Annotated in this window: 12 protein-coding genes; all 12 read left to right on the top strand. The window is 61.6% G+C overall.

The window, feature by feature from the left end; all coding sequences use genetic code 11:
- Window positions 1–101 precede the first annotated feature (101 nt).
- Window positions 102–1,427: an OprD family porin gene (locus ACIPY9_RS08445; RefSeq protein WP_400699324.1), complete on the top strand. Its 1,326-nt coding sequence runs from the start codon at window positions 102–104 to the stop codon at window positions 1,425–1,427.
- Between the two features lie 124 nt (window positions 1,428–1,551).
- Entirely contained in the window at window positions 1,552–3,504 is a 1,953-nt protein-coding gene (locus ACIPY9_RS08440) for a DNA topoisomerase III (protein WP_400699321.1), read from the top strand.
- Window positions 3,505–3,802: 298 nt separating this feature from the next.
- Window positions 3,803–4,468, top strand: coding sequence for a response regulator transcription factor (locus ACIPY9_RS08435; RefSeq protein WP_400699318.1), 666 nt, complete (start codon window positions 3,803–3,805; stop codon window positions 4,466–4,468).
- Complete coding sequence (locus ACIPY9_RS08430) at window positions 4,443–5,837, top strand: sensor histidine kinase (RefSeq protein ID WP_400699315.1); 1,395 nt, start codon at window positions 4,443–4,445, stop codon at window positions 5,835–5,837. The genes ACIPY9_RS08435 and ACIPY9_RS08430 overlap by 26 nt, the downstream gene beginning before the upstream one ends.
- Before the next feature lie 134 nt (window positions 5,838–5,971).
- A complete protein-coding gene (locus tag ACIPY9_RS08425) occupies window positions 5,972–6,172 on the top strand; it encodes a Flp family type IVb pilin (protein WP_400699313.1) in 201 nt (66 codons plus the stop codon).
- A gap of 24 nt (window positions 6,173–6,196) precedes the next feature.
- A complete protein-coding gene (locus tag ACIPY9_RS08420) occupies window positions 6,197–6,754 on the top strand; it encodes a prepilin peptidase (protein WP_400699310.1) in 558 nt (185 codons plus the stop codon).
- Between the two features lie 19 nt (window positions 6,755–6,773).
- On the top strand, window positions 6,774–7,700 hold the full coding sequence (gene cpaB / locus ACIPY9_RS08415; protein WP_400699307.1) for a Flp pilus assembly protein CpaB: 927 nt from the start codon (window positions 6,774–6,776) through the stop codon (window positions 7,698–7,700).
- Window positions 7,701–7,757: 57 nt separating this feature from the next.
- Complete coding sequence (locus ACIPY9_RS08410) at window positions 7,758–9,287, top strand: type II and III secretion system protein family protein (RefSeq protein WP_400699304.1); 1,530 nt, start codon at window positions 7,758–7,760, stop codon at window positions 9,285–9,287.
- A 14-nt stretch (window positions 9,288–9,301) separates the two neighbouring features.
- Window positions 9,302–9,967 carry a CpaD family pilus assembly lipoprotein gene (locus tag ACIPY9_RS08405; protein WP_400699302.1) on the top strand — a complete coding sequence of 222 codons (666 nt, stop codon included), beginning with the start codon at window positions 9,302–9,304 and terminating at the stop codon, window positions 9,965–9,967.
- 10 nt (window positions 9,968–9,977) lie between these two features.
- On the top strand, window positions 9,978–11,210 hold the full coding sequence (locus ACIPY9_RS08400) for a CpaE family protein (RefSeq protein WP_400699299.1): 1,233 nt from the start codon (window positions 9,978–9,980) through the stop codon (window positions 11,208–11,210).
- A gap of 16 nt (window positions 11,211–11,226) precedes the next feature.
- Window positions 11,227–12,594 carry a CpaF family protein gene (locus ACIPY9_RS08395; protein ID WP_400699296.1) on the top strand — a complete coding sequence of 456 codons (1,368 nt, stop codon included), beginning with the start codon at window positions 11,227–11,229 and terminating at the stop codon, window positions 12,592–12,594.
- Window positions 12,595–12,605: 11 nt separating this feature from the next.
- Window positions 12,606–13,586 carry a type II secretion system F family protein gene (locus tag ACIPY9_RS08390; protein WP_400699294.1) on the top strand — a complete coding sequence of 327 codons (981 nt, stop codon included), beginning with the start codon at window positions 12,606–12,608 and terminating at the stop codon, window positions 13,584–13,586.
- The last annotated feature ends 4 nt before the right edge of the window (window positions 13,587–13,590 follow it).

The following is a 13,590-nucleotide window of genomic DNA, read 5'->3' as shown; positions in this document are numbered from 1 at the left end:
CCAGCCTGCCGTTCATACCTGTCTCCGTCGATGAGTGACGCGCTTGAAAGCGTGCTTTTCGATAAGGATTCGGGAGACATCAAACCAGGGGAATCAACAGCATGAATGCAAGACATTGGAGCGCCATCGCATTGGCGGTATCGGCCGGACTGAGCCAGATGGCATTGGCCGCACCCGTTGAAGACCAGGCCCAGGCCACAGGTTTTGTCGAAGGCAGCAGCCTCACCGCCTTGCTGCGTAACCAGTATTTCAACCGTGATCGCCAGAACAACCGCCCGGACAACCGGGACTGGACGCAAGGCACCACCGCCAACTTCAGCTCGGGCTTTACCCAGGGCACAGTAGGCTTCGGGGTGGATGCATTCGCTCAGCACGTCCTGAAACTCGATGCCCAGGCACGCTACACCGGCACCGGTAACCTGCCGATCAAGAGCGACGGGCATCCGGAAGACGATTACGGCACCGTGGGCGCCAGCGTCAAACTGCGCGTGTCCAAGACCCAGCTTCGTTATGGCAACCTCCAGCCTACAGCGCCTGTCTTTGCAGTGGGCGGCACCCGCCTTCTCCCACAGACAGCTACAGGTTTCAATCTCAACAGCAGTGAGATCGAAGGCCTGGATCTGGAAGCCGGTCGTTATACCAGCACCAACAGTGGTGTGACCGCCAACCACGATCACGATATATATGCCGTTTATGCGAACGAAACTTCCAGCAGTGCAACTTTTGCCGGGGGTGTCTATCAGATCACGCCGAACTGGTCCGCCACATTATATGGTTCGGAATATAAAGACATCTGGAACCAGTACTACGTCAACACCAACTATTCATTGCCACTGAGCGATGATCAGTCCCTGGCGTTCGACTTCAATCTTTATCGCACGCTCGATGAAGGTCAGGCCAAGGCCGGCAGCATCAATAACACCACCTACTCCCTGGCGGCGACTTATTCGTTCCTGGCGGCTCACTCCATCACCCTGTCCTTCCAGGAAGTCGATGGCGATACTCCGTTCGACTACGTGGGTACGGGCGACAACGGAGGTGGCGACGGTGGCGACTCGATCTTCCTGGCCAACTCGGTGCAGTGGTCGGACTTCAACGGCCCCAACGAAAAATCCTGGGGCATTCGTTACAACCTGAACATGGCCACTTACGGCGTGCCGGGGCTCAGCTTCATGGCCCGCTACATCAACGGCTATGACATCGACGGTACCAAGACGCCGTCCAACAGCTCCTATGCCGGCCTGTACGGCGAGGATGGCAAACACCATGAAACCGACCTCGAAGCCAAGTACGTGATCCAGAGCGGCCCGGCAAAAGACCTGTCGTTCCGTATCCGTCAGGCGTTCCATACCGCCAACGCCGACCAGGGCGAAGGCGATCTGAGCGAGTTCCGCCTGATCGTGGATTACCCGATCACCATTCTGTAATCGCCACGATCAACCGATCGGTCTTACAAGGTTTATCTGTATATCCATACAGATAAACCTTGCCCCCAGCCTCTCGAGTGTTCATCCTTACAGCCTTCAAGACCCGTCAATCAAAGCGGTGGTTATGCGGCTGTTTCTCTGCGAAAAACCTTCCCAGGCCAAAGATATCGCTGCCGTGCTCGGTGCAACCCGGCGCGGGGATGGCTGCTGGACAGGCCCCAATGCCACCGTGACCTGGTGCATCGGCCACCTGCTGGAAACCGCACCGCCGGATGCCTATGACACCCGCTACAAGCGCTGGGTGCTGGAAGACCTGCCCATCGTTCCGGCCCAGTGGAAGATGCTGGTCAAGCCGAAAACCGCCAGCCAGTTCAAGGCCGTCAAACGCCTGCTCGGCGAAGCCCGGGAACTGATCATTGCCACCGACGCCGACCGCGAAGGCGAGATGATTGCCCGGGAACTGGTGGAACATTGCCGCTATCGCGGGCCGATCCAGCGCCTGTGGCTGTCGGCGCTGGACGACGCCTCCATCCGCAAGGCTCTGGCGTCCCTGAAGCCCGGGGCCGACACCTTCAGCCTCTATCATTCGGCCCTCGGTCGCTCCCGCGCCGACTGGCTGATCGGCATGAACATGAGCCGCCTGTTCACCCTGCTCGGTCGCCAGTCCGGCTATCAGGGTGTGCTGCCGGTCGGCCGCGTGCAGACGCCGACCTTGCGGCTGGTGGTGGATCGGGACCGCAGCATTGCCGACTTCGTGCCGGTGCCGTACTGGGCCATCGACGTCAGGCTGCTGCATGAAGGTCAGGCCTTCATCGCGCAATGGCGAGCCCCCTCCGATGCCTGCGACGATCAGGATCGCTGCCTGAACCAGCCGCTGGCACAACAGGCCGCCGAAGCCATGCGCAAGGCCGACAGTGCCAGGGTCATCAAGCTGCGCACCGAGCGCATTCGCGAAGCCGCGCCCCTGCCGTTCGATCTCGGCACGCTGCAGGAAATCTGCTCGAAAAAGCTCGGCCTTGGTGCCCAGGAAACCCTGGACATCGCCCAGGCCCTGTATGAAACCCACAAGGTCATCACCTACCCGCGCAGCGATTGCGGCTACCTGCCCATGAGCCAGCATGGCGAAGCCGCAGGCATCATCGCCGCGCTGGGCAAGGCCGATCCTGCATTGAGCGAGTTGCTGAAATACCTGGAACCGCAACGCCGTTCACGGGCCTGGAACGATGCAAAAGTCAGCGCTCACCATGGCATCATTCCCACTGCTGCCGCCCGTGGTATCGAGCGCCTGAGCGGCAAGCACCGGGCGGTCTACACCCTGATTCGGGCACGCTATCTGGCGCAGTTCCTGCCCAACCACGAATACGACCGGACCCAGGCCGATTTCGATTGCGCCGGGCACGCCTTGCGCGCTGTCGGCAAACAGATCGTCGAGCCGGGCTGGAAACGGGCCATGCCCGAAGCCCTGGCTCCGGCAAAAGGCCGCGAAGCACCGCCCCCGCAAAACCTGCCCGCGCTGTTTCAAGGCTGCGACTGCGCCGTCAGTGATGTCACCCTGAAGGACCTCTGGACCCAACCGCCCAAGCCATTCACCGAGGGCGACCTGATCAAGGCCATGAAGAACGTCGCCCGGCTGGTCGAAGACCCGCTGCTCAAACAGAAACTCAAGGAAACCACGGGGATCGGCACCGAAGCCACCCGCGCCGGCATCATTCAGGGCCTGCTGGATCGGGGTTACCTGATCAAGCAAGGCAAGGCGCTGTCCGCCACCCCTGCCGCGTTCAGCCTGATCGATGCCGTCCCCCGCGCCATTGCCGACCCCGGCACAACGGCCATCTGGGAGCAGGCGCTGGACATGGTGCAGAACGGCGAAATGAGCCTTGAGGAATTCGTTTCCCGGCAGGCCGCCTGGATGAGCAAGCATGTAACCCGTTGCCTCGGCCTGCGCCTGACCATCACTGGCCCCGCCAGCCCGGCCGGTGGTGCTGCTCCCTGGAAGAAGAAACGCAAGGTCGGCACTCGCAAAGCGGCTGGCACGAATGCGCGCAAAGGCAAGCGTCCAGCCAGATCGAAAGCCTGAACGCCGATTTCCGAGGCGTAGCCTGTTTTTGTATTTTTTCCCTTACACAGTCTCCTGAGGCTGCAGAAAATGCAGGCTTGCCCCCTGCTTTCCCTCAAAATCCGCGACTTGAATCCCTCCTTCTTTCCTGCCAGTCAGACTGATTTTTGCCTTTTCTCTTGAAGAAAGCGCATGAATATCGTATTGCTTGTCTGACAATGATAATGATTAACATTTACTAACATTAATGAATCTTAATTGTTACAATCTGGCTTTCCGTTTGAATATGACTGCCACAGAAGAAGGGAGCAGCACCACCATGCGTGTATTAGTGGTAGAAGACGACATATCGGTCAGCCACTGGCTTGGCAGCAAACTGCATGCGTTCGGCCATAACTGCAAATTGACTCACGACGGCGAAGGCGCGCTGGAAATGCTGACGCAGGAGGCGTTTGACGTGGTGGTCCTGGACCGCATGCTGCCCAGAATGGATGGCATCGAACTGCTGGGCAAACTGCATGGCCGCTCCCGCCCTCCCGTGCTGATCCTGTCGGCAAACGACCAGATCAGCGACCGTGTCGAAGGACTGCGGGCCGGTGCCGATGATTACCTGGGCAAGCCTTTCGACTTCACCGAACTGCTGTTGCGACTGGAGGTGCTGGCTCGCCGGCATAATCAGACCGCCATGGAAGAAGTGATTTACATCGAAGACCTGCGCATCGATCTCGGACAACGCTGCGCATGCAGGGCCGGTCGCCAGATCGACCTGACCGACAAGGAATTCCGCCTGCTGCAAGTGCTGGCCGAACACCCCGGCCAGACCGTCACTCGCACCATGTTGCTGGAGAAAGTCTGGGGCTATCACTTCGATCCGCAGACCAACCTGATCGACGTCCATATTTCCAAACTACGCACCAAGATCGACAAGGGTTTTGAACGCAGCCTGCTGAGGACCATCCGTGCTATCGGTTACGAACTCGGCTAGCCGCTTCGAGCTGCGCCACATCCTTGAAACCAGCAATTTTCAACAAGCCGCCACCATGGCGTTCGCCTGTCTGCTGGTGGCCCTTCTGTCGGTCATCGGCAGCGGCTGCGTGCTTGAAAGCGTGATGCGCAGCCATGTGCGGGAAATGATCCTGGCCGACGTACGTACCATGCATGAGCTGACGCAAAGCCGCAGCAGCCATCAGGTGGCCGAACTGCTCAGGCAGCGCGACCTCTACGATCGCCGCAGCGAACGCCACTCCCTTTTGCTGGACCCGCAAGGCAAGGTCCTGACAGGCGATGCGACGATGCTGGAAGTCATGGACTGCATCAGTTTCAAGTGCCCCGATAACTGGCGAAACATTCGCACCTACGAAGACCGCCAGATCATGGGGCTGGTGATCGAACTGCGCGACGGCGGCCGTTACTTCAGTGCCTATGACCTGCAACCCATGCTGGAACGCACCCAGATCATTCCCCTGATGGCCGGTGCCGGTCTGTTTCTGGTGCTGCTGGGCAGCCTGATCCTGAGCCTGCGCTACAGCCTGCGCAAGCTGTACCGCATCGAACGCATCCATGACGCACTGAAGCGTTTTGCCAGCGGCGATCATCAGGCCTTTCCCCCGCTGGATCGCAGCGGCGACGAACTGGACCGGCTGGCTACGGATATCTACCGCAATCTGGAACGCATCAACAAACTGATGGCAGAGGTCAAGGGCGTGACCAGCCATATCGCCCATGAGCTGCGAACCCCCTTGACCCGCTTGCAGAATCGTCTGGTCAGCGCGGCGGAAATCGCCACCGGGGATGTGCGCGAAGCCCTCTGGATGGCCGCCGATGAAAGCGAACGCATTCAGAGCCTGTTCAGAGCGGTCATGCGGGTCGGCGAAGTGGAAACCGGTCGTTGCGCCCACCTCTTCGAGGCGTTCCCGGCCCACGACCTGCTCCATGACTTGCGAGAGTATTACCTGCCGCTGGCCGATGAACGCAATTCGCCTCTGGAGATTGAAACAGACCCCGGCTGCCAGATCTGGGGAGACCGCGCCCTGCTGTTTCAGGCCATGGCCAATCTGGTCGACAACGCATTGAAATATGCCCCCCGCAATTCAACGGTGACACTGTTCGCCCGGCACCGCGGTCACTTCACAATTCTGGGCGTGGCGGATCACGGAAGCGGTATTCCGGCTTCGGCCACGGAACAGGTGGTCGAGCGCTTCCATCGCCTGCACACGTCTGGCGACATCCCCGGCAACGGGCTGGGCCTGACACTCGTCAAGGCCATCAGCGAATTGCATGGCGGGTCCCTGTGCCTGAGCGACAACCAGCCGGGCCTGCGCGTCGAATTGCAGCTGGGCCGGGCGATTCCTTAACGCTTCTTAATGATCCCCGCCTTGCCGCTTAATGAGAATAAATCCTACTATCGTTTCACTCGCTTGAACTCGCCCTCGCCCCGTATTGACTGCGGGCGGGACTCCTTTTTACGACCCTCATACAGGCCTTCGGCATGCTCGATTCCATCAAGAAATTCCTTAAAGACGAAAGCGGTGTGACTGCCATCGAATACGGCATCCTCGCGGCCTCCATGGCAGCTGCCATTGGTTACATCTTTGGTTCGGACGGTCAGTTCATCGGTGCGCTCAAAGAGCGTTTCGGCGGCATTGCCGATCAGATCCGGTCCACCAACAACAGCACCGGCAGCAACTGACGTTACCTTCCAGGATTCCCGTCCATGACCAGCCTTGTCGTCGTTCTACTGTCGCCCGCTCTGTGCTGGGTGGTGGTCACGGATCTGCTGTATCGCAAGATCCACAATCGACTGGTGCTGGCCCTGCTGGCGGGATGGTTCGCACTGCCGTTGCTGGCCCCGTTTCAGATCGGCCCCTTTGCCGGTTTCGGCGTCTGGCAGACGATCTCCAGCATGGGATGGTCGACGGCAGGTGCAGCCCTGGTTCTGCTGGTCGGCTACGGCCTGTACATGATCGAACGAGTGGGTGGCGGCGACGTCAAGCTGATGACCGTCCTGAGCCTGTGGATCGGCAGCGAAGATCTGGTCACCTTTCTGATCATCACTTCACTGGTCGGCGGCATCCTGGCCCTGATACTGCCCTCGCTGGAAGTGCTTGAAGCAACGCTGGCACGAGGCGTGATGTGGCTGATCAAGCGCATGCCACAGAACATCCTTGCCGTACCGATCATTTACGACGCCCAGCGTCCCGCAGGTATCCCCTACGGTCTGGCCATCGCAGCAGGTGCGCTGTTCACCCTGCTCAATCCCATCAACACCTGACCCACAGTAGTCGTACTCGATGAAAAAGAATTCGCTCATTCTGCTGACTGGGGCCATTGTCCTGGCCAGTGGTTCCGCTCTGCTTGCCCGGGCACTGCTGGCACCGCCCAAGCCACCTGAAGTCAAGGCACAGGTTCAACCTGCCGCGCCCAAGGAAGTGACCCGCCAGGTGCTGGTCGCCTCCCGTACTCTGCAACCGGGTGACTTCATCGATGCCGGCAGCCTTGACTGGCAACCGGCAACACCGCAAATGACGCGCTCGCTGTATTTCATCGAGGGCCAGGACAAACAGGAATCCCTGCTGGGTGCCACGGTACGCCAGCCGGTGGAAGCCGGTCAGCCGCTGACCAGCAGCGTCGTCGTGCGCCCCGGCGAACCGGGCTTTCTGGCCTCGGTCATCAAACCGGGCATGCGCGCCGTGTCCGTACCGACCAGCGCCGTGGAAAGCAACTTCGGCCTGGTGGCCGCCGGTGATCGCGTGGATGTGATCCTGAGCCTCAAGCGCGAGCAGGAAATCCAGGCACCGGATGCGCCCGCCCATGCTGCTCCCTTCCTGGCCGCCCAGACCATTCTTCACGATGTCCGCGTGCTGGCGATGAACAACAGCACCCGCAGCGATCTGACCGTGCGCAAGGATGTGGAAGCCACACCGAACACCAAGAGCACCAGCACCCGTCAGAGCTTTGAGACCGTCACCCTGGAAGTCGCGCCGTCGGCAGCCGAACAACTGGCCGTGGCCAAGGAAATCGGCAATCTGCAACTGGCCATACGTTCGTCGGTCGAGCCTACCGAAGAAGAGCTGCTGGCCACCGGTGAAGTCACCACGCTGAACAAGACCACCAGCATTTATCCGTCCCCGAAAAGCGCAGGCAAATCCGGGGCCGCCGCTACTGTGCAGGTCTACAAAGGCAAGGCCACCGAAGTTCTGGATCTGGCGAAACACTGATCAGTCGCGAATGCCGGCCGGTGTAGCGCCGACAGACGCCCTTACGGAAAAAACAGCATGAAACGCACAGCGCAACCTCTGGCTTCGGGCCGGAACGGACTCTCCTTGCTGCTCGCCGGCCTCGGCTTGAGCGCCACACTGGTCAGCCCGTCAGTTGTCATGGCCGAGCAGGCCCCCGTGGACAACTACGACATGCCTGCAAAAATGCCGGTCACTCCAGTGATCACGGCGCAACAACGCGCCCATTTGCAACAGGTCAGCGAAACCCAGACGGTCAATCTGACCGTACGCCAGGGACGCCTGCTGCAATTGCCTCGCGCCGCCGCCAAAGTGCTGCTGGCCGATCCGGACGTGGCCAGTTTCCAGATGCCGTCCCCCAGCAGCGTGTTCGTGTTCGCCCAGCGGGCCGGTGCGACCACGCTCTATGCGCTGGACGCCAACGACAACGTGATCGCCGCCATGCGTCTGGTGGCCGGCTTTGACCTGGAAGGCCTGCGCCAGCAGATCGAAAACGAAGTGGCCGGCTCACAGGTCAGCTTCGTCCCTGCCGCCGGCGACGGCCTGATCGTTCGCGGCCATGTGCGGACCCCGCTCGAAGCCCGCCAGGTCATCGCCAGCGTCAAGGCAGCCGTCGGTGCCAACGACAACGCGGCCGGCGCACCCGGTGGTGGCGGCGGTGGCGCACCGGCTCCGGGAGGCGGCGGACCTGCTGCACCGCGGGTCATCAACCAGCTCAAGGTCGAGCTGTCCGCTCAGGTCAATATCCGGGTTCGCGTGGTCGAAGTGTCGCGCAACCTCAGCCATACACTGGGCCTGAACTGGGACTCGGTCATGAACAGCGGCAAGTTCCGTCTGGCAACGGGTTCGTCCACCAGCCTGTTCAACGCCGCCAACGCTGCGTCGTCGGCCGGCACCATCGCCGGGGCGACACAGGCGGGCCAGCTGATTCGCAGCGCCAACACCATCGGTTTCACCGACGGCAACCTGACCGGCCTGATCAATGCCCTGTCCGTGGAAGGCATGGCCTCGGTCCTCGCCGAACCCAACCTGACGGCCCTGTCCGGCGAAACCGCAGGCTTCGCGGCCGGTGGTGAAGTGCCGATCGTGGTGATCACCAACAACAACGTCAGCATCACTTACAAATCCTACGGCGTGATCCTGCGCATGACGCCTACCCTGCTCTCGCCCAACCGGATCAGCCTGCATATCGCGCCGGAAGTCAGCGACCTGTCCGACGACGGTGCCGTGACCCTGCCCGATGGCGGCTCGACAATCCCGGCGTTCAAGGTGCGTCGCGCCGACACCACCGTCGAACTGGCCAGCGGTCAGAGCTTCGCCCTGGCGGGCATGCTGCGTAGCAACGTTGCCCAGGAAGTCAGCAACCTGCCGGGCCTCAAGAGTGTGCCGTTGCTCGGTCGCCTGTTCGAGAGCGAAACCAGCACCCAGCAAGACACTGAACTGGTGATTCTGGCGACCGCTTATGTGGTCGACCCGGTCACCGAAGGCGAACTGCAAACCCCGGGCCGCGGCCTGCCAAGCATGGACGCGCAGATGCCGCGTCAGGCCAGCGCAGGATACCTGTACTGATGGAGACCTTGAAAATGAAGCCTGTCACTTTGCGTCTGGCCCTGCTGGCCTGCCTGCCTGTCTTCATGGCCGGTTGCACCTCGCAGTACAACGACCTGCGCGCCAAACGCTTTGCCAATACGCCCATGCCGACCGTGCAAGTGAACCCCAGCGCCCTGAGCGTTTCACTCAACACCGTCAATCAGGGCAAGGGACTGAGCGCCGAATCCCTGGAAAACCTCAATACGATGCTGGGCAATCAGGGCCGCCTGAAAAATCAGAGCCTGACCCTGCAACCGTTCACCCCTGCCGGTGAACAGATGGCCAAGCGTCTGGCGCGCGTCCTGAGCGAGCGCGGTGCGGATGCCGACCGGATCATTGTCGCGCCCATTCAGCTCAAGGCCGCCGAACAGTCGGGCGGCTGGGATCTGCAAGTCATCTCCGAAGCCATCGTCGCGCAGATCCCCGACTGCCAGATCGCCAATCCCAAGGCCTGGACCATGACCCCCTATCAGGCGGTCGGCACCCTTGGCTGCGCGAACCGCGCCAACATTGCCCGCATGGTCAGCGACCCTCGCGACCTGGTCCGCCCACGCACCCTGGACAGCGCCGATGGCAACCAGGCCAACAATGCCGTGCAGCGTTATCAGGAAAACAAAGTCATCGAACTGATGAACATCGACTTCGCCAAGGACGACTGAGGACGCCGCCATGAACGACAAGACCAATCCCGTATTGCTCAACGGCGACAAAACCTTCCTGGCACCGGTCCTGTTCGCGGCCAGCACGGCTGACCAGCGTACCTTTGCCGAACAGATGCAACGTCTGGGACAACCCGAAGCGCTGGTGCAAAGCGGTGGCATCGAGGCTGCCAAGGCCTGGTGCGCCGAGCAGCGGGCCAGCCTGCTGCTGGTGGACCTGGATGGCGAACAGTTTCCCCTGCAAGCCATCTCTGAACTGTCGAGCCTGTGCGACCCCGGCTGCGCCATTCTGGCCATCGGCAGCCGACATGATGTGGACCTGTATCGCGCCCTGACTCACAGCGGCGTGGTCGACTACCTGTGCAAACCCGTGCCGCTGGACCTGCTGGCCAGCAGCCTGGAGCGTGCGCGCAATATCCACCATCAGCCACAGGCAGGCCAGGTGCGCACCGGCCGCAGCATCGCGGTGACCGCCTGCAGCGGCGGGCTGGGCACCAGCACGATCAGTGCCGGGCTGAGCCTGTTGCTGGCCCGTGAACGCCACATGCCGGTGGCCGCCGTGGATTACGACCGCCACAACGCCGACCTGTCCCTGTTGCTGGGCGCCCAGGGCGATTGCGGGCTGGCCGCCGCCCTGAGCAGCAGCGAGATCGATGCCCGCTTCCTGCAACGCGCCATGAGCCGTCTGGACGACCGTCTGCACTTGCTGGCCCAGGAGCCTTCGCCCGAGCATTTTGCCCCTATCGATACCGATCACTTGCTGGAACTGGGTGCCAACCTGTGCCGCCTGTTCAATCAGGTGGTGTGGGACCTGCCCTCCGGTCATCCCCAGGGTGCGCTGGAGGTCTTGCGTCACGTCGAGACACGCATCCTGATCAGTGAGTTCAGCATTCAAGGTGCCCGCAACACTCAGCGCATGCTTGAAGAAATCGGTGACGAAAGCGAGGGCCAGCAATTGCTGCTGGTGGTCAATCAGAGCCGCGGCACCCACCAGACCGTCGCCCGCGAACAGTTCGAGGCTTTCGTCGGCAGACGCGTGGACCTGATCCTGCCCTACGCCGGTCATGCCCTCAGCGATGGCCTGCTGAGCGGCCCGCTGCGCCTGGAGGCGGCACCGGCCTTCCGTCAGGCCCTGCTGAATCTGGCGGACCTGGCCTGCGGCCGCAAGCCGGGTAACACCACCATTGCGCCGTCCGTGCTGGCCCGCCTCAAAGGCGCCCTCACCCGTCGCAACGCGGCTTGAAGCAAGGAGCCGGACCATGCTGATACGCAAACCCAGAACCCTCGCCCCTGCGCCCGCGCCCTCCCCTGCGCAAGAGAGCAGTGAACCTGCCATCGAGATGCAGAAAGTCAGCGCGACCAAGGCAAACCCTACGCTCAAGACGGCCGACAGCAGCGCCAATATGAACCGGCGGCTGATACGCGGCTTTCTGTACGACCAGATCGACCCGCTCAAGGCGGCGGCCATGGGCCGTGACAAGCTGCGCCAACAGATCGAAAGCCAGATACGCCGCATCTGCGATGAAAATCGCCTGCAACTGTCTCGCCCCGAAGAAGAGCAGATCGCCAGCGAAATGCTCGACGAAATGCTGGGTATCGGACCGATCCAGCCACTGCTGGCCGACGATACAGTCAACGATATTCTGGTCAACGGTGCCGGGCAAGTCTTCGTCGAACGCTTCGGCAAACTGGAGCTGTCGAACATCACGTTTCTGGACGAAGAGCACGTGTTCAACACCGCCCAGCGTATCGCTGCCGGTGTCGGTCGACGCATCGACGAAGCCAACCCCATGGTCGATGCCCGACTGGCGGACGGCAGCCGGGTCAACGTCATCACCTACCCGCTGGCCATCGACGGCACCACCATTTCCATCCGGAAATTCATGCGTCGCAACCTGACCCTCGAATCCCTCGCGGCCCGCAATGCCATGTCGATGGAAATGGTCCAGGTGCTCAACCGCGCCATGATCGCCAAGCTCAATATCGTGGTCTCCGGCGGTACCGGTGCGGGCAAGACCACGCTGCTCAATGCCTTGTCGCAGAAGATCAGCGAAGACGACCGGATCCTGACCATCGAAGACGCCGCCGAGCTGCAACTGCAACAGATCCACGTGGTTCGTCTGGAAACCCGCCCGGTCAGTGCCGAAGGCACCGGCAAGGTCGATCAGCGCGACCTGGTACGCAACGCCCTGCGCATGCGCCCCGACCGGATCATTCTCGGTGAGGTGCGTGGCGGCGAAGCCTTCGACATGCTGCAAGCCATGAACACCGGTCACGACGGCTCGCTCTGCACCGTCCACGCCAACACCCCCCGCGACGCCATCATGCGTCTGGAGAACATGGTGATGATGGCCAGCATGCAGCTGCCCATGGAGGCCATTCGACGCCAGATCGCCAGTGCCGTGAACCTGGTGGTTCAGGTCGAGCGTCAGCGCGACGGCGGACGACGTGTCGTGTCGATCACCGAAGTCTGCGGCATGGAAAACGACGTGATCCAGACCCAGGAACTGTTCGGCTTCAAGGTCCGCTCCACCGACAGCCAGGGCAAGATTCTGGGCGACTACGTAGGCAGCGGTCAGCGGCCCGAGTTCTACAACCAGCACGCCCACCTGTTTGGCGATCTTTGAGGGAACACTCCATGCAAGCCGTTCTCGATCTGCTCACCCTGCTGGTCTTTGCCTGTGTCATGTTCGCGTTCTATGGCCTGCTGAGCTTGAGCAAACGCCGCCAGCGGGCAGCCGAAAGCGCCGCCCGCCTGGAGCAATTGCTGCGCGACAAAGTGGCGGTCAATGCACCCGCCACCCAGGTCGAGAGCATCATGCGGGACATGCAGAGTGCACCGCTGGGCAATGTCCCCGTGGTCGGAGCCCTCGTTGCACGTATCTGGGTCAACCTGAACCTGCTGGGCTGGCGCAAGACCCTCAAGGCACGGGCCATCATGTTCGGCCTGGGCGGTTTTTTCGCCGGGGTACTGATCGGTCGCGATACGCCCATGCCATGGCTGTTCGGCAGCCTGATTGCGGTCTTTGCCGCTTTGGCGCTGTTTACGCTGTTCTACCGTCAGGCGCTGGCCAAATACCATAAGCAGTTGCGCCAGTCCCTGCCCGAAGCCATCGATGCCATTACCCGAACCTGCCGTGCAGGCGTGCCCGTCAGCAACGCTTTCGTGCTGGTGGCCGAACACTTGAGCGGGCCGTTGAGCGTGGAGTTCGCGATGATCGACCACTGGCTGCGCCTGGGCGTGCCTTTGCGTCGGGTCATGCAGGACTCGACACAGCGGGTGCCGCTGGCCGAATACCAGTTCTTCGCCGTGATCCTGATCATCAACCAGGAAGCCGGCGGCCGTCTGGGGGAAACCCTTGACCGGCTTTCGGCCACCCTGCGCGACCGTCACGAGCTGCAACTCAAGATCCTGTCCAAGACCTCCGAAGCACGGGCCTCGTCCAAGATCGTGTCATCGCTGGTGCCCGCCATGCTGGGCTACATGTACATCAACTCCCCTCAGGACTTTCGCTTTCTGCTCAACGACCCCACCGGCAACATGGTGCTGCTCTACGCCATCGCCAGCGTCACCCTGGGGCTGATCATCAACCATCTGATGGTGAGCCGGGTCGGATGAACCC

It is taken from the genome of Pseudomonas sp. NPDC089734 (genome assembly GCF_044748865.1).
Taxonomy (GTDB): Bacteria; Pseudomonadota; Gammaproteobacteria; order Pseudomonadales; family Pseudomonadaceae; genus Aquipseudomonas.
This window is presented reverse-complemented; position numbering and strand designations above follow the sequence as displayed.